This window comes from Aquimarina macrocephali (assembly GCF_051627225.1).
GTDB classification, from domain to species: Bacteria; Bacteroidota; Bacteroidia; order Flavobacteriales; family Flavobacteriaceae; genus Aquimarina; species Aquimarina macrocephali.
The window spans coordinates 3,414,508-3,430,675 of the sequence record NZ_CP151795.1 but is presented as its reverse complement, the minus strand read 5'-3'; the positions used below and the strand labels follow the sequence as shown (position 1 = coordinate 3,430,675).

Sequence of the window (16,168 nt, the reverse complement as noted above, 5' to 3'; positions counted from 1 at the left end):
CTATTTTAATATTATATTTGCATCCTCATTTAGATATAAGGGCAGATAATAAACATATCATCAAACTTATAGGAATCATAAAATGAATAGGCGGCTAAAAGCTTATTTTGATAAGAAATTTGGTGCTATTGAGAGTGTATCTAAATATTTAGAATAATAAACAAAATAAAATGAAATTTATAGACGAAATTGGGAGAAGAAGAACCTTTGGGATCATCTCTCACCCTGATGCAGGTAAGACTACATTGACCGAAAAATTATTACTTTTTGGAGGTGCTATTCAAGAAGCAGGGGCCGTAAAATCAAATAAAGTTAAAAAAGGAGCTACCAGTGATTTTATGGAAATCGAACGTCAAAGAGGTATATCTGTTGCTACCTCGGTATTAGCTTTTGAGTACAAAGGCATTAAGATTAATATTCTGGATACTCCCGGGCATAAAGATTTTGCCGAGGATACCTTTAGAACATTAACCGCTGTGGATAGTGTAATTGTTGTGATTGATGTTGCAAAAGGTGTTGAGGAACAAACCGAAAAGTTAGTTTCTGTTTGTAGAATGAGAAATATTCCTATGATTGTTTTTATTAACAAACTGGATCGTGAAGGAAAAGATGCCTTTGAACTTCTGGATGAAATAGAACAAAAACTAGGCCTTACCGTTACTCCATTAAGTTTTCCTATTGGAATGGGATATGATTTTAAAGGAATTTATAATATTTGGGAGAAAAATATTAATCTTTTTAGTGGAGATAGTAGAAAAAACATTGAAGAGACTATTGAAATATCTGATTTATCTTCTCAGGGTCTTAATGACATAATCGGGGATACTGCTGCAGACACATTACGTGAAGAATTAGAATTGGTAGAAGGTATATACCCAAAATTTGAAAAAGAACAGTATCAAAATGGTGATTTACAACCTGTGTTTTTCGGATCGGCATTAAATAATTTTGGTGTTAGAGAATTATTAGATTGTTTTGTTACCATTGCTCCCCCACCAAGACCTAAGGAAAGTGATGTACGATTAGTGCATCCTGAAGAAAAAGATTTTACAGGGTTTGTGTTTAAAATCCATGCGAATATGGATCCAAAACACAGAGACAGACTGGCATTTATAAAAATTGTATCAGGAACCTTCGAAAGAAACGTTCCGTATCTTCATACAAGGCATAATAAAAAGCTTAAGTTTTCTAGTCCTAATGCTTTTTTTGCCGAAAAAAAGGAGATTGTAGATATATCATATCCAGGTGACATTGTTGGATTACACGATACCGGAAATTTTAAAATTGGGGATACTCTCACCAAAGGAGAAATTTTGCATTATAAAGGAGTCCCTAGTTTTTCTCCAGAACATTTTAGGTATATCAACAATGCAGATCCTATGAAGTCTAAACAACTGGCAAAGGGGATTGATCAATTAATGGACGAAGGAGTTGCTCAGCTTTTTACTTTAGAATTGAATGGAAGAAAAATTATAGGAACAGTTGGTGCTTTACAATATGAAGTAATTCAATATAGGTTAGAGCATGAATATGGTGCAAAATGTACTTATGAGAATCTTAATGTTCATAAGGCTTGTTGGGTAGAAGCTAAAGATCAGGACAATGATGAGTTTAAAGATTTTAAACGTGTAAAAAGTAAATTTCTGGCAAAAGATAAACATGATCAATTGGTATTTTTGGCTGATTCTTCTTTTAGTCTACAAATGACACAACAAAAATATCCGTCGATCGAGTTTCATTTTACCTCAGAGTTTTAATCGTCTCTATAGACTGTATCCGAAATTTTTGTAACTTTTTTATGACTCTTCCTGGTATACTATATCTAAAATTAAGGCAATAATATACTGAACTCGGAGGATTGGCTAACTTTCTACATAAGTTATCAATTCATCCAAAGGTTTATTAAAATCCGAAAACATAGGATCATTTGGAGAGTTCCCCCAACCAGATTCATGGTTTAATAGCTGTCTAACAGTAATTAATTCTTTATTAGAATTGGCAGGTTATCGTTAGCTGCTTTTTTACTAATTATTTTATTAGATTAGCCAAAAGAATTCACATACACAGGCTTTTCATTTCTAATAACTGCGATACTGGCACCAGGAATATTATATGTAACCATTTGATTTTTTACAACACTATCCAATCCTTCAAAAATTGGATTTGAATTGACAGGTAAATCATCATCTTTTTGGCAGTTAACAAATAACATAAGACTAATTAATCCTACAATCAACCGAATTGATAATACCTAGACATTCATAGAAGTGTTTTATACTATGATTTCTATAGATCTAACCATTTATTTCTTAGGTGTTTTTCTGTAAAAAAGAAGCTGTACAACCAACGAATTATATTCTAATGAAGTATCCTAGAATTCAATTACCGTCTAAGCTTCTCCTGTAGGGCCAAAATTCATAGGAATAGGTGCTTGTTCATAATCTTTAATTTCTCCATGAGCAGCTTCAAATCGATTTACATTATCACTAAGCGCTTTTAATAATCTTTTGGCATGCTGCGGAGTTAAAATAATTCTGCTTTTCACCTTACTTTTTGGTCTACCCGGCATAATGTTTACGAAATCAACTACAAATTCTGAAACTGAATGGTTAATAATTGCAAGATTACTATATACACCATCTGCAACATCTTCATCTAGCTCTATATTCAATTGATTTTGTTTCTGATTTTTATTATCTGCCATATCTAATTTTATTTTAGAATCGTTTGATCAAAAAAAAGCCTGCCTAAAAAGGCAGGCTATTTATATTAGTTATAATTAACTTCTTGTCGCTGTTCCATTCGTTCTTCAAACTCTTCGTTTGAACCAACAATGATACTTTCATAGTCTCTCATTCCTGTTCCTGCTGGTATTCTATGTCCAACAATCACATTCTCTTTAAGACCTTCAAGGTCATCAATTTTACCGCTTACAGCAGCTTCATTCAATACTTTTGTTGTTTCCTGGAATGATGCTGCAGAGATAAAGGACTTGGTTTGTAGCGAAGCTCTTGTAATACCTTGCAGTATTGGAGTTGCTGTAGCAGGAGAAACATCTCTTGCAGTAACTAAGTTTTTATCATCTCTACGTAAAGCAGAGTTTTCATCTCTTAAATCACGTGGAGAAATTATCTGTCCTTCTTTAAGGTTTTCGCTATCTCCAGAATCTTCAACAACCTTCATTCCGAAGATCTCATCATTTTCTTCGATAAAATCAGCTTTATGTACTAATTGATTCTCAAGGAAAATAGTATCTCCCGGATCCTGAATTCTTACTTTACGCATCATTTGACGTACTACTACTTCAAAATGCTTATCATTAATTTTCACACCTTGTAATCGATATACTTCTTGTACTTCATTAACCAAATACTGCTGTACTGCAGAAGGGCCTTTGATTTTAAGAATATCTTCTGGCGTAGTAGATCCATCTGATAATGGCATTCCTGCACGAACATAATCATTTTCCTGAACAAGAATTTGATTAGAAAGTTTCACAAGATACTTTTTAATTTCTCCTATTCTGGATTCTACGATAATCTCACGATTACCACGTTTGATTTTTCCAAATGATACTACACCATCAATTTCACTAACTACAGCTGGGTTAGAAGGATTACGCGCTTCGAATAATTCTGTTACTCTTGGAAGACCTCCTGTAATATCACCTGCCTTAGCAGATTTACGAGGAATCTTAACCAAGATTTTACCTACCTTAATCTTATCATTATCATCCACCATAAGGTGAGCTCCAACTGGTAAGTTATAAGAACGTAGCACTTCATCTCCTTTTCCTAATACATGTAATGTTGGTATCTTTTTCTTATCACGAGATTCAGAAATTACTTTTTCCTGGAAACCGGTTTGTTCATCAATCTCTACTTGATAGGTAATACCTTGTTCAATATTCTCATATCGTACTTTACCAGCAAACTCAGAGATAATTACTCCATTATATGGATCCCACTGACAGATTACATGATCTTCACCTATTTTATCTCCGTCCTGAATAAATAATTGAGAACCGTAAGGAATTAAGTTTGTACTTAAGACAATTTTAGTTTTTGGATCAATGATCTTAACTTCTGATGTACGAGAAATTACTACATCGATCTCATTACCCTCGGTATCTTCTCCTTTAACAGTTTTAAGCTCTTCAATTTCAGCTTTACCGGCAAATTTAGATTTTAATTGATTTTCTTCTGAAATGTTACCTGCAATACCTCCCACGTGGAATGTACGCAATGTAAGCTGTGTACCAGGCTCTCCAATAGATTGAGCAGCTACAACACCAACGGCTTCACCACGCTGTACTGTTTTACCAGTAGCAAGGTTACGACCATAACATTTTACACAAATTCCTTTCTTTGCTTCACATGTAAGTGCAGAACGAACTTCTACAGATTCTACAGGAGAATTCTCAATAATCTTAGCAACTTCATCATTAATTTCTACACCAGCTTCTGCTAATACTTCTTGAGTTAATGGATTAATAACATCCTGCAACGAAGTTCTTCCCACTATTCTAGCAGCAAGTCCTTCTATGATTTCCTCATTTTTCTTTAACGGAGTTACTTCTACACCTCTAAGTGTGCCACAATCTTCTATATTAACAATAACATCTTGAGCAACATCAACCAAACGACGTGTAAGATATCCTGCATCCGCAGTTTTAAGAGCGGTATCTGCAAGACCTTTACGAGCACCGTGAGTAGATATAAAGTACTCAAGGATAGAAAGTCCTTCTTTAAAGTTAGAAAGAATTGGATTTTCAATAATTTCTCCACCAGCAGAACTTGCTTTCTTCGGTTTCGCCATCAATCCACGCATTCCGGTTAACTGACGAATCTGTTCTTTAGATCCCCTTGCACCAGAGTCAAGCATCATATACACCGAATTGAATCCTTGTTGATCTTCTCGAATACGCTTCATAGACAATTCTGTCAACTCAGCATTTGTAGAGGTCCAGATATCAATTACCTGATTATAACGCTCATTATTGGTAATAAGACCCATATTATAGTTTGCTACAATATTGTCTACCTGAGCATTTGCATCAGCAATCATGGTATGTTTCTCTTTAGGAATAATAATATCTCCTAAACTGAATGATAATCCTCCCTGGAATGCAAAATTATATCCTAATGTTTTGATTTCATCTAAGAATTCTGCTGTTTCAGGAACACTTGTTACTTTCAAAATATCTCCGATAATATCCCTAAGTGATTTTTTCGTCAATACTTCATTAATATATCCAGCTTTTTCAGGAACTTTCTCATTAAATAAAACTCTACCTGTAGTAGTTTCTATTATTTTAGTTACTAATTCTCCTTCTTCAATATCTTGAGTTCTAACTTTGATATTAGCATTAATATCTAATCTCTTTTCATTATAAGCTATAACTACTTCTTCTGGAGAATAGAATGTTAAGTCTTCTCCTTTTATTTCTAATTCTGGAGTAGATCTACGAGACTTGGTCATATAATAAAGACCCAAGACCATATCCTGAGAAGGAACTGTTACTGGTGATCCATTAGCAGGGTTAAGAATATTGTGTGATGCTAGCATCAACAACTGAGATTCTAAAATTGCTTCTGGTCCTAATGGTAAGTGTACTGCCATTTGATCTCCATCAAAATCGGCATTAAATGCAGTACAAACCAATGGGTGTAACTGTATTGCTTTACCTTCAATAAGTTTAGGTTGAAATGCCTGAATACCCAGACGGTGAAGCGTAGGAGCACGGTTTAGTAATACAGGATGTCCTTTTAAGACATTCTCTAAGATATCCCAAACTACAGGCTCTTTTCTATCTATAATTTTCTTTGCAGATTTTACTGTCTTTACAATACCACGTTCGATCAGTTTTCTGATTACAAATGGTTTATAAAGTTCTGCAGCCATATTCTTTGGAAGACCACATTCGAATAATTTCAATTCTGGTCCAACGACAATCACAGAACGTGCTGAATAATCCACACGTTTACCAAGTAAGTTCTGACGGAAACGCCCTTGCTTACCTTTTAAAGAATCAGATAATGATTTTAACGGTCTGTTAGAATCGGTTTTAACAGCAGAAGCTTTACGTGTATTATCAAATAATGAATCCACAGACTCCTGAAGCATACGTTTTTCATTACGTAAAATAACTTCTGGAGCTTTGATTTCCATCAAACGCTTCAAACGATTATTACGAATAATCACACGACGATACAGATCATTTAAATCTGAAGTTGCAAAACGACCTCCATCAAGTGGTACCAAAGGACGTAATTCTGGTGGAATTACCGGTACAACTTTTAGAACCATCCATTCTGGATTGTTTTCTCTATTTTTATTTGCATCACGGAAAGACTCAACAACCTGAAGACGCTTTAATGCTTCTGTTTTACGTTGTTTAGACGTTTCGTTATTTGCTTTATGTCTTAGTTCATAAGATAGTGCATCAAGATCAATTCTTCTTAAGATCTCGATAAGGCACTCTGCTCCCATCTTTGCGATAAACTTATTAGGATCTGTATCATCAAGATATAGATTTTCCTGAGGAAGGCTATCTAAAATATTTAAATATTCTTCTTCTGTAAGGAAGTCCATTTTCTGAACAGCTTCACCTTCTTCGTTTTTGGCAATACCAGGTTGAATTACTACGTAACGTTCGTAGTAAATAATCATATCTAATTTCTTAGATGGAAGTCCTAATAAATATCCTATTTTATTTGGTAAAGAACGGAAATACCAGATGTGTGCCACAGGAACAACTAAGTTAATATGTCCCACACGATCTCTTCGTACTTTCTTTTCGGTAACCTCTACTCCACATCGATCACAAACAATACCTTTGTAACGAATTCTTTTATATTTACCACAAGCACATTCAAAGTCCTTTACAGGTCCAAAAATACGCTCACAGAACAAACCATCACGCTCGGGTTTGTGAGTACGATAATTGATAGTTTCGGGTTTTAACACTTCTCCCTGAGATGCCGCTAAAATTGACTCAGGAGATGCTAAACCTATAGAGATTTTATTAAATCTCTTTACTGTATTCTTATCATTATTTCTTGCCATAATATATGGTTGCTAAAGAATTATTGTAATTTAAAATTGAATAGTTTTATGTTTCATTCGTACCCTTCGACTTCGCTCAGGGTACGAATTAGCATTTACTATTCTTCTAACCTGATATCCAGACCCAGACCTTTTAATTCGTGCATTAATACATTAAAAGATTCTGGTAATCCTGGTTCTGGCATAGGCTCACCTTTAACAATACTTTCGTATGTCTTAGCTCTTCCTATAACATCATCAGATTTTACCGTCAATATCTCACGTAAGGTTGCAGAAGCACCATAAGCTTCTAACGCCCAAACTTCCATCTCTCCAAAACGCTGACCTCCAAATTGAGCCTTACCACCAAGTGGTTGTTGAGTAATCAACGAGTAAGGACCTATAGAACGTGCATGCATCTTATCATCTACCATGTGACCAAGCTTAAGCATGTAAATCACACCTACAGTAGCTGGCTGGTGGAAACGATCTCCCGTTCCTCCATCATAAAGATAGGTATGTCCAAATCTTGGAATTCCTGCTTCATCAGTAAATTCATTAATCTGATCTAAAGATGCCCCATCAAAAATCGGGGTAGCATATTTTCTACCTAATTTTTGTCCGGCCCATCCTAATACTGTTTCATAAATCTGACCAATGTTCATACGAGATGGTACCCCAAGTGGATTTAATACGATATCTACTGGTGTTCCATCTTCTAAGAATGGCATATCTTCTTCTCTTACAATACGAGCAACAATACCTTTGTTACCGTGACGACCTGCCATCTTATCACCTACTTTTAGCTTACGTTTCTTAGCAATATAAACTTTAGCAAGTTTTATAATTCCAGAAGGTAATTCATCTCCTACAGAGATTGTAAATTTCTCTCTTCGAAGATTACCTTGTAAATCATTTTCTTTAATCTTGTAGTTATGGATAAGATCCGCAACCATACTATTTAAAGCATCATCGGTAGTCCATGTTCCTTTGGTAAGGTGAGCATAATCATCAACACTATTAAGCATTTTTTGAGTATACTTTTTACCTTTAGGAAGTACTTCTTCTCCTAGGTCGTTCATAACTCCCTGAGAAGTTTTACCACCAACGATAGCAAATAGTTTGTCTACCAATTCAGATTTTAGTAATTCGAATTTTGTGTCGTATGATCTTTCTAAAATCTCAATATCTTCTTTATCCTGAGAACGTTTTCTCTTATCTTTTATAGCACGGGCGAATAATTTTTTATCAATTACCACACCATGTAAAGAAGGAGAAGCTTTTAAAGAAGCATCTTTAACATCTCCTGCTTTATCTCCAAAGATTGCTCTTAACAGTTTCTCTTCTGGAGTGGGATCACTTTCTCCTTTTGGAGTAATTTTCCCAATAAGAATATCCCCCGGTTTGATTTCTGCACCAACACGGATCATTCCGTTTTCGTCAAGATCTTTAGTAGCTTCTTCTGAAACGTTAGGAATATCATTAGTTAATTCTTCATTACCTAATTTAGTATCTCTAACCTCAAGAGAATATTCATCAATATGAATTGAAGTAAAGATATCTTCTCGTACTACTTTTTCAGAAATCACAATCGCATCCTCAAAGTTATACCCTTTCCAAGGCATAAAGGCTACTTTCATATTTCTACCAAGTGCAAGTTCTCCTTTTTCTGTAGCGTATCCTTGACATAATACTTGACCTTTTTTAACACGATCGCCAACATTAACGATTGGTTTAAGGTTTATATTAGTACCTTGATTCGTTTTACGGAATTTTATTAATTCATATGTTTTAGAATCACTATCAAAGCTTACCATTCTCTGCTCCTCTGTTCTATCGTATTTAATGGTAATCTTTTGTGCATCTACATATTCAACAACTCCTTCTCCTTCTGCATTAATCAATACTCTAGAATCTGAAGCTACCTGACGTTCTAGTCCTGTACCTACAATAGGAGCATCAACTCTTAATAATGGTACTGCCTGACGCATCATGTTTGATCCCATCAATGCACGGTTTGCATCATCATGTTCTAAGAACGGAATTAAAGATGCAGAAATAGATGCAATTTGATTAGGCGCAACATCGGCATAATTTACATTAGTTGGATCAATTACCGGGAAATCACCTTCCATACGAGCAATTACCTTATCCGCAGTAATATTTCCTTCATCCGTCATAGGGATGTTAGCTTGCGCTATCAATTTCTCCTCTTCCTCTTCTGCACTTAAGTATCTATATTCTGCTACATCAACCTTACCATCAGTAACTTTACGATATGGAGTTTCTAGGAATCCCATAGAGTTTACTTTAGCAAAAACGGCTAATGAGGATATTAAACCAATATTTGGTCCTTCAGGAGTTTCAATCGGACACAAACGACCATAATGCGTATAATGTACATCTCGAACCTCAAATCCAGCACGTTCTCTTGATAAACCTCCAGGTCCAAGAGCAGAAAGTCTACGCTTATGCGTAATCTCTGCTAATGGATTTGTTTGATCCATAAACTGAGACAGCTGATTTGTACCAAAGAACGAATTAATTACAGATGATAAGGTTTTAGCATTGATCAAATCAATTGGTGTAAATACCTCGTTATCTCTAACATTCATACGCTCACGGATGGTACGAGCCATACGTGCCAAACCAACACCAAACTGTTGTGATAATTGCTCTCCCACTGTTCTAACACGACGGTTAGAAAGGTGATCGATATCATCAATCTCAGCTTTAGAGTTAATTAACTCTATTAAGTATTTTATGATGGTAATAATATCTTCTTTGGTAAGCACTTGCTTATCCATTGCGATATCAAGTCCCAATTTCTTATTCATTCTATAACGACCTACTTCACCAAGGTTGTAACGTTGGTCAGAGAAGAATAACTTGTCAATAATACCTCTTGCAGTTTCTTCATCAGGCGGTTCTGCATTACGTAATTGACGGTATATATGTTCTACCGCTTCTTTTTCAGAGTTGGTAGGATCTTTTTGTAAAGTATTATGGATAATTGCATAATCTCCTTTTTGATTATCTTCTTTATGAAGCAAAATAGTTTTTGCTCCAGAATCTATAATCTCATCAAGGTGATCTTTATCCAAAATAGTATCACGGTCTAAAACGATCTCGTTACGCTCAATAGATACAACTTCTCCTGTATCTTCATCCACAAAATCTTCATGCCATGTATTCAATACACGAGCAGCTAACTTACGTCCTAAAACTTTTTTCAATCCGGATTTAGAAACTTTTACCTCTTCTGCAAGGTCAAATATTTCTAAAATATCTTTATCACGTTCAAAACCAATTGCACGGAAAAGTGTAGTTACCGGTAATTTTTTCTTTCTATCGATATAAGCGTACATTACACTATTGATATCGGTAGCAAATTCTATCCAAGAACCTTTAAAAGGAATTACTCTTGCAGAATATAATTTAGTTCCATTGGCATGGAATGATTGTCCAAAGAATACTCCTGGCGAACGGTGTAATTGAGATACGACTACTCGCTCTGCTCCATTAATACAAAAAGTACCGCTGGGTGTCATATAAGGAATTGTACCTAAGTACACATCCTGAACAATAGTCTCAAAATCTTCGTGTTCTGGGTCTGTACAGAATAATTTTAGACGGGCTTTTAAAGGTACACTATAGGTAAGACCTCTTTCTATACACTCCTGCAGATCATATCTAGGAGGGTCTACAAAGTAATCTAAAAATTCTAGTACAAATTGATTACGAGTATCCGTAATCGGGAAGTTTTCCATGAAGGTATTATATAAACCTTCGTTTCCTCTTTCTTCAGATTTTGTTTCTAGTTGAAAGAAATCCTGGAAGGACTTGATCTGAATATCTAGGAAGTCAGGATAATCAGGTCTATTCTTTACAGAAGAGAAATTCAATCTTTCAGTTTGCGTTGCTAACATCAATGGACGGAATTAAATTAAAATTTAAAAAAGGGTGCGTATTTTACAACTTAATGTTTATATACGCAAAATGGTTTAGACCTCATCAGGCATCATTGCATGATGGGTCTAAACCTATATGTCAATATATGGTAAGCTTACTTAAGCTCAACCTCAGCTCCAGCCTCTTCTAATTGTGCTTTAAGAGCTTCTGCTTCATCTTTAGATATTCCTTCTTTGATTGCTTTAGGAGCTTCATCAACTAATCCTTTAGCATCTTTAAGACCAAGACCAGTAAGTTCTTTTACAAGTTTCACAACAGCTAGTTTAGCACCACCTGCAGCCTTAAGGATTACATCAAATTCTGTTTTTTCTTCAGCAGCATCTCCTCCAGCAGCACCACCACCAGCAGCAACAGCTACTGCAGCAGCAGCAGGTTCGATACCATATTCTTCTTTTAATATACCAGCTAATTCATTAACTTCTTTTACTGTTAAGTTAACTAATTGTTCTGCGAAATCTTTTAAATCTGCCATTTTCTATCGTTTTAAATAATTTTTTTTAATTGAAATATAATTGTTAAAAAGTGCGTACACTACTATTAATTATCCTTCTTTTTCGGATAATGTTTTAAGGATACCGGCTATAGTACCACCACTTGATTTTAATGCTGAAATAACATTCTTAGCAGGTGACTGTAATAGACCAATAATGTCTCCGATAACTTCTTCTTTAGATTTAATATTAACTAAAGCGTCTAAGTTTTCATCACCAACATATACTGCTTCTTCTATAAATGCTCCTTTTAATACAGGTTTTTCGGATTTCTTACGAAACTCCTTAATAACCTTTGCTGGTGCATTACCGGTTTCAGCAAACATAATGGATGTATTACCTTTTAATGTCGTTGGTAATTCTCCAAAATCTTTATCTGAATTCTCCATTGCTTTTGCAAGGAGTGTGTTCTTAACTACTTTTAATGATACATTAGCTTTAAAACAAGCTCTACGTAAATTTGAAGTTGTTCCTGCATCTAATCCTGAAATATCAGCTAAATAGATATTAGTATTATCAGCTAACTGAGCAGTTAAGTCATCAATTACTAGTGATTTTTCTTCTCTTGTCATAATTACCCAGCATAGTTTTTAGTATCAATCTCTACACCAGGACTCATTGTAGAAGATATATATATTGACTTAATATATATTCCTTTTGCAGTCTGTGGTTTCAACTTTACTAATGTTGTTAATAATTCTTTAGCATTTCCAGCTATTTTATCGGCGTCGAAAGAAGATTTACCTATTGCCGCATGAACAATACCTGTTTTATCTACTTTAAAATCAATTTTACCAGCCTTTACATCAGAAACTGCTTTTGCAACATCCATAGTTACTGTTCCTGTTTTTGGATTAGGCATTAATCCACGAGGTCCTAATACTCTACCTAATGGTCCTAATTTACCCATAACACTAGGCATAGTGATGATTACATCAACATCTGTCCATCCGCCTTTGATTTTATCAAGATATTCATCAAGACCAACGAAATCAGCGCCAGCTTCTTTTGCTTCAGCTTCTTTATCTGGTGTTACTAATGCTAATACTTTAACATCTTTTCCTGTTCCGTGAGGTAATGTTACCACACCACGCACCATTTGATTTGCTTTACGTGGATCTACGTTCAGACGAACAGCAAGATCTACAGAAGCATCAAAATTTACGTTTGTTATTTCTTTTATTAAAGAAGAAGCTTCTTCTACCGAATATGCTTTGTTGCTATCAACCTTAGCTTTCGCTTCTTTTTGCTTTTTAGTTACTTTTGCCATTTTGTAAACGTTTTTGGATTAAAAAGGAGCTTGTCCTTTTACAGTTACACCCATTGAACGAGCGGTACCAGCAATCATTTTCATAGCAGACTCTACCGTAAATGCATTTAAATCTTGCATTTTATCTTCTGCGATTGTACGAACTTGATCCCAAGTAACACTAGCTACTTTTTTACGATTAGGCTCTCCAGAACCTTTTTTCTGTTTTGCTGCTTCCAGTATCTGAACAGCTGCTGGTGGAGTTTTTATAACAAAGTCAAAAGACTTGTCTGTGTACACATTAATTACAACTGGTAATACTTTACCCGCTTTATCTTGTGTTCTACCATTGAATTGCTTACAGAATTCCATGATATTTACTCCGGCAGCACCTAAAGCAGGTCCAACTGGTGGGGATGGGTTTGCCGCTCCTCCACGCACTTGTAATTTTACTACTTTACCTATCTCTTTTGCCATTTTTCTAATTTTAAATTAGAATTGTTCTATAAGTGGAAGCAAAAGAACAACTCTGGATCTATAATGTAACAATTATTATATTTTTTCTACTTGCATATAACTTAATTCTAATGGTGTCTTTCTTCCGAAAATCTTAACCATTACCTCAAGTTTACGCTTCTCTTCGTTTACTTTTTCAACAGTACCATTAAATCCATTAAATGGCCCATCGATAACTTTTACTGTTTCTCCTACTGTATAAGGAATGGCAACATTATCAGTTTTAACTGCAAGTTCATCAACCTTACCTAGCATTCTATTAATTTCTGCTTTTCTTAGTGGAACAGGATCTCCTCCTTTTACTTCACCAAGAAAACCTATTACACCATTAATAGATTTAATTATATGTGGTATTTCTCCAGAAAGGTTAGCTTCTATCATAACATAACCAGGAAAATACACTCTTTCTTTATTTATTTTTTTTCCATTACGGATTTGCACTACTTTTTCTGTAGGAACAAGAATCTGAGAAACATAATCTTCAAGTCCCATATGAGCAATCTCGCGCTCAATATAGTCTTTAACTTTATTTTCCTGACCGCTTACCGCTCTTACCACGTACCATTTCTTCGTATTATCTACTTCAGCCATTTTAAAAATTTAAGATTTAACTAAAGAAAAATAATATTCTATCACATTACTAAATGCAGTATCTATACCCCAAATAACTAAGGAAAAAATAACCGAAAAAATGATTACAATCAAAGTAAGTCTTTGTGCTTCTGCCCAAGGGGTCCAAGTCACATGATTCTTTAACTCGTTATATGATTCTGCAATGTAATTTACTAGTCCAGCCATCTTATTTATTTTTTAAACGAATTAAAAGCAAATTTTAATTTCGTTATAAAACTCATTATTATAACAATCTATATTATATATAAACAATATTGATTGACTTTGCACGGGTTGAGAGACTCGAACTCCCGACACCTGGTTTTGGAGACCAGTGCTCTACCAACTGAGCTAAACCCGTAACATAAGTCAAGGTATTCGTATCAACGAATACCTTAACTTTTATTATACTATCTTGTATTAGTCTAAAATTTCAGTTACCTGACCGGCACCTACTGTTCTACCACCTTCACGGATCGCAAAACGAAGACCTACATTCATTGCAATTGTCTGAATTAGCTCAACAGTAATTGTTAAGTTATCTCCAGGCATTACCATTTCAACTCCATCAGGAAGAGCAATATTTCCTGTTACATCAGTTGTACGTACATAAAACTGAGGACGGTAGTTATTATGGAATGGAGTGTGACGTCCACCTTCTTCTTTCTTAAGGATATACACCTCAGCTTTGAATTTTTTATGTGGAGTTACAGAACCAGGCTTAGTGATTACCATACCACGAGAAATTTGAGTTTTCTCAATTCCTCTTAATAAGATACCAGCATTATCTCCAGCTTCACCTCTATCAAGGATCTGACGGAACATTTCGATACCAGTTATAGTAGAAGTAAGCTTTTCAGCTCCCATACCAATAATCTCTACTGGATCTCCAGTATTAGCGATTCCTGTTTCTATACGACCTGTAGCAACAGTACCACGACCTGTAATAGAAAATACATCTTCAATCGGCATTAAGAAATCTTTCTCAACATCACGCTTTGGTAACTCGATCCAATCATCTACAGCAGCCATTAATTCCATTACAGTATCTACCCATTTTTGCTCTCCATTAAGAGCTCCAAGTGCAGAACCAGATATTACAGGACCGTTATCTCCATCATACTCATAGAAAGAAAGAAGATCTCTTACTTCCATTTCAACAAGTTCTAATAATTCCTCATCATCAACCATATCCACTTTATTAAGGAATACAACGATTCTAGGAATACCTACCTGGCGACCTAAAAGTATATGTTCACGTGTTTGTGGCATAGGACCATCTGTAGCAGCAACTACCAAGATCGCTCCGTCCATTTGAGCAGCACCAGTAACCATGTTCTTTACATAATCGGCGTGACCTGGACAATCAACGTGTGCATAATGACGATTCTCCGTTTGGTACTCAACATGAGATGTATTAATAGTAATACCTCTTTCTTTTTCTTCAGGAGCGTTATCGATTTGATCGAAATCTCTTGCTTCAGAAAGACCTGCATCTGCTAATACTTTAGTAATCGCAGCAGTTAAAGTCGTTTTACCGTGATCAACGTGTCCAATAGTACCAATATTTAAGTGCGGTTTGGAACGATCAAAAGTTTCCTTTGCCATAATTAATTTATTTAATCTAAGTTATATATTAGTGTTCAATTTAAAATTCTGAACCTAGAGCCAATGACGAGATTTGAACTCGTGACCTCTTCCTTACCAAGGAAACGCTCTACCCCTGAGCTACACCGGCTTTTTACACGAGTATAATGACAAATCAGAGCACTTTCATTACTATAAGAAAGGAATCCGATCAATCATTACATTTATGTTAAAAATCCAATCTTAATTAGTTCATAATTAAGATTTGCTCTATTTTAAAGCTAAAAACCTCAAAAATAAGGCTTCACTCTCTATGCAAGTTTTTCATCCTGCTTTCTTTTACCGAGTATATAAAATTCAAAGAAAATCATTTATCGGTTAAAGAAAATTCTTAGAGCGGGAGACCAGGTTCGAACTGGCGACATTCAGCTTGGAAGGCTGACGCTCTACCAACTGAGCTACTCCCGCTTTTAGCTCTGAACATAAAAGATCAGAACCGAATTTTATTTTTAACTTCTAAAAAAAAGCATCTTTAATCAATGCTAATTTTTAAATTATGTGGGGAGAGCAGGATTCGAACCTGCGAAGACGTAGTCAGCAGATTTACAGTCTGCCCTCGTTGGCCGCTTGAGTATCTCCCCAATTAAAAAATTCAATATTTCAAAATGAACTTATTGAATTTTGAGTGCGCAAA

General features: G+C 35.1%; 12 protein-coding genes and 4 tRNA genes. 1 reads left to right on the top strand and 15 read right to left on the bottom strand.

The genetic code is table 11. From position 1 onward, the window contains the following. Window positions 1–170: 170 nt before the first annotated feature. On the top strand, window positions 171–1,757 hold the full coding sequence (locus AAFU52_RS14805) for a peptide chain release factor 3 (protein ID WP_024768879.1): 1,587 nt from the start codon (window positions 171–173) through the stop codon (window positions 1,755–1,757). A 284-nt stretch (window positions 1,758–2,041) separates the two neighbouring features. Here the strand turns inward: AAFU52_RS14805 and AAFU52_RS14800 are convergent, their stop codons facing one another. The 15 genes from AAFU52_RS14800 to AAFU52_RS14730 form a co-directional block, all read right to left on the bottom strand. Beyond that, window positions 2,042–2,212, bottom strand: a complete 171-nt coding sequence (locus tag AAFU52_RS14800; RefSeq protein WP_161635242.1) for a hypothetical protein — start codon at window positions 2,210–2,212, stop codon at window positions 2,042–2,044. Between the two features lie 177 nt (window positions 2,213–2,389). Continuing rightward, entirely contained in the window at window positions 2,390–2,704 is a 315-nt protein-coding gene (locus AAFU52_RS14795; protein ID WP_438422422.1) for a DUF3467 domain-containing protein, read from the bottom strand. Window positions 2,705–2,769: 65 nt separating this feature from the next. Continuing rightward, on the bottom strand, window positions 2,770–7,068 hold the full coding sequence (gene rpoC, locus AAFU52_RS14790; protein ID WP_438422421.1) for a DNA-directed RNA polymerase subunit beta': 4,299 nt from the start codon (window positions 7,066–7,068) through the stop codon (window positions 2,770–2,772). A gap of 98 nt (window positions 7,069–7,166) precedes the next feature. Then, entirely contained in the window at window positions 7,167–10,976 is a 3,810-nt protein-coding gene (gene rpoB, locus AAFU52_RS14785; protein ID WP_024768882.1) for a DNA-directed RNA polymerase subunit beta, read from the bottom strand. Window positions 10,977–11,113: 137 nt separating this feature from the next. Then, window positions 11,114–11,491: a 50S ribosomal protein L7/L12 gene (gene rplL / locus AAFU52_RS14780; RefSeq protein ID WP_024768883.1), complete on the bottom strand. Its 378-nt coding sequence runs from the start codon at window positions 11,489–11,491 to the stop codon at window positions 11,114–11,116. A gap of 69 nt (window positions 11,492–11,560) precedes the next feature. Next, window positions 11,561–12,082 carry a 50S ribosomal protein L10 gene (gene rplJ / locus AAFU52_RS14775; RefSeq protein WP_024768884.1) on the bottom strand — a complete coding sequence of 174 codons (522 nt, stop codon included), beginning with the start codon at window positions 12,080–12,082 and terminating at the stop codon, window positions 11,561–11,563. Window positions 12,083–12,084: 2 nt separating this feature from the next. Continuing rightward, entirely contained in the window at window positions 12,085–12,780 is a 696-nt protein-coding gene (rplA, locus tag AAFU52_RS14770; RefSeq protein ID WP_024768885.1) for a 50S ribosomal protein L1, read from the bottom strand. Between the two features lie 18 nt (window positions 12,781–12,798). After that, window positions 12,799–13,236, bottom strand: a complete 438-nt coding sequence (gene rplK / locus AAFU52_RS14765; RefSeq protein ID WP_024768886.1) for a 50S ribosomal protein L11 — start codon at window positions 13,234–13,236, stop codon at window positions 12,799–12,801. 75 nt (window positions 13,237–13,311) lie between these two features. Next, window positions 13,312–13,866 carry a transcription termination/antitermination protein NusG gene (gene nusG, locus AAFU52_RS14760; protein ID WP_024768887.1) on the bottom strand — a complete coding sequence of 185 codons (555 nt, stop codon included), beginning with the start codon at window positions 13,864–13,866 and terminating at the stop codon, window positions 13,312–13,314. Window positions 13,867–13,875: 9 nt separating this feature from the next. Then, entirely contained in the window at window positions 13,876–14,073 is a 198-nt protein-coding gene (secE, locus tag AAFU52_RS14755; protein WP_024768888.1) for a preprotein translocase subunit SecE, read from the bottom strand. A 102-nt stretch (window positions 14,074–14,175) separates the two neighbouring features. Beyond that, window positions 14,176–14,248, bottom strand: a tRNA-Trp gene (locus AAFU52_RS14750). 59 nt (window positions 14,249–14,307) lie between these two features. Next, window positions 14,308–15,495: an elongation factor Tu gene (tuf, locus tag AAFU52_RS14745; protein WP_024768889.1), complete on the bottom strand. Its 1,188-nt coding sequence runs from the start codon at window positions 15,493–15,495 to the stop codon at window positions 14,308–14,310. Window positions 15,496–15,553: 58 nt separating this feature from the next. After that, window positions 15,554–15,625, bottom strand: a tRNA-Thr gene (locus AAFU52_RS14740). Window positions 15,626–15,869: 244 nt separating this feature from the next. After that, a tRNA-Gly gene (locus AAFU52_RS14735) sits at window positions 15,870–15,942 on the bottom strand. Window positions 15,943–16,033: 91 nt separating this feature from the next. Continuing rightward, window positions 16,034–16,115: transfer RNA gene (locus AAFU52_RS14730), tRNA-Tyr, on the bottom strand. Window positions 16,116–16,168: the final 53 nt, after the last annotated feature.

Excerpts from the sequence above, each read along its gene's own strand:
- AAFU52_RS14805 (WP_024768879.1), top strand. The coding sequence starts at position 171 with ATGAAATTTATAGACGAAATTGGGAGAAGAAGAACCTTTGGGATCATC.
- AAFU52_RS14800 (WP_161635242.1), bottom strand. The coding sequence starts at position 2,212 with ATGTTATTTGTTAACTGCCAAAAAGATGATGATTTACCTGTCAATTCA.
- AAFU52_RS14795 (WP_438422422.1), bottom strand. The coding sequence starts at position 2,704 with ATGGCAGATAATAAAAATCAGAAACAAAATCAATTGAATATAGAGCTA.
- rpoC (WP_438422421.1), bottom strand. The coding sequence starts at position 7,068 with ATGGCAAGAAATAATGATAAGAATACAGTAAAGAGATTTAATAAAATC.
- rpoB (WP_024768882.1), bottom strand. The coding sequence starts at position 10,976 with ATGTTAGCAACGCAAACTGAAAGATTGAATTTCTCTTCTGTAAAGAAT.
- rplL (WP_024768883.1), bottom strand. The coding sequence starts at position 11,491 with ATGGCAGATTTAAAAGATTTCGCAGAACAATTAGTTAACTTAACAGTA.
- rplJ (WP_024768884.1), bottom strand. The coding sequence starts at position 12,082 with ATGACAAGAGAAGAAAAATCACTAGTAATTGATGACTTAACTGCTCAG.
- rplA (WP_024768885.1), bottom strand. The coding sequence starts at position 12,780 with ATGGCAAAAGTAACTAAAAAGCAAAAAGAAGCGAAAGCTAAGGTTGAT.
- rplK (WP_024768886.1), bottom strand. The coding sequence starts at position 13,236 with ATGGCAAAAGAGATAGGTAAAGTAGTAAAATTACAAGTGCGTGGAGGA.
- nusG (WP_024768887.1), bottom strand. The coding sequence starts at position 13,866 with ATGGCTGAAGTAGATAATACGAAGAAATGGTACGTGGTAAGAGCGGTA.
- secE (WP_024768888.1), bottom strand. The coding sequence starts at position 14,073 with ATGGCTGGACTAGTAAATTACATTGCAGAATCATATAACGAGTTAAAG.
- tuf (WP_024768889.1), bottom strand. The coding sequence starts at position 15,495 with ATGGCAAAGGAAACTTTTGATCGTTCCAAACCGCACTTAAATATTGGT.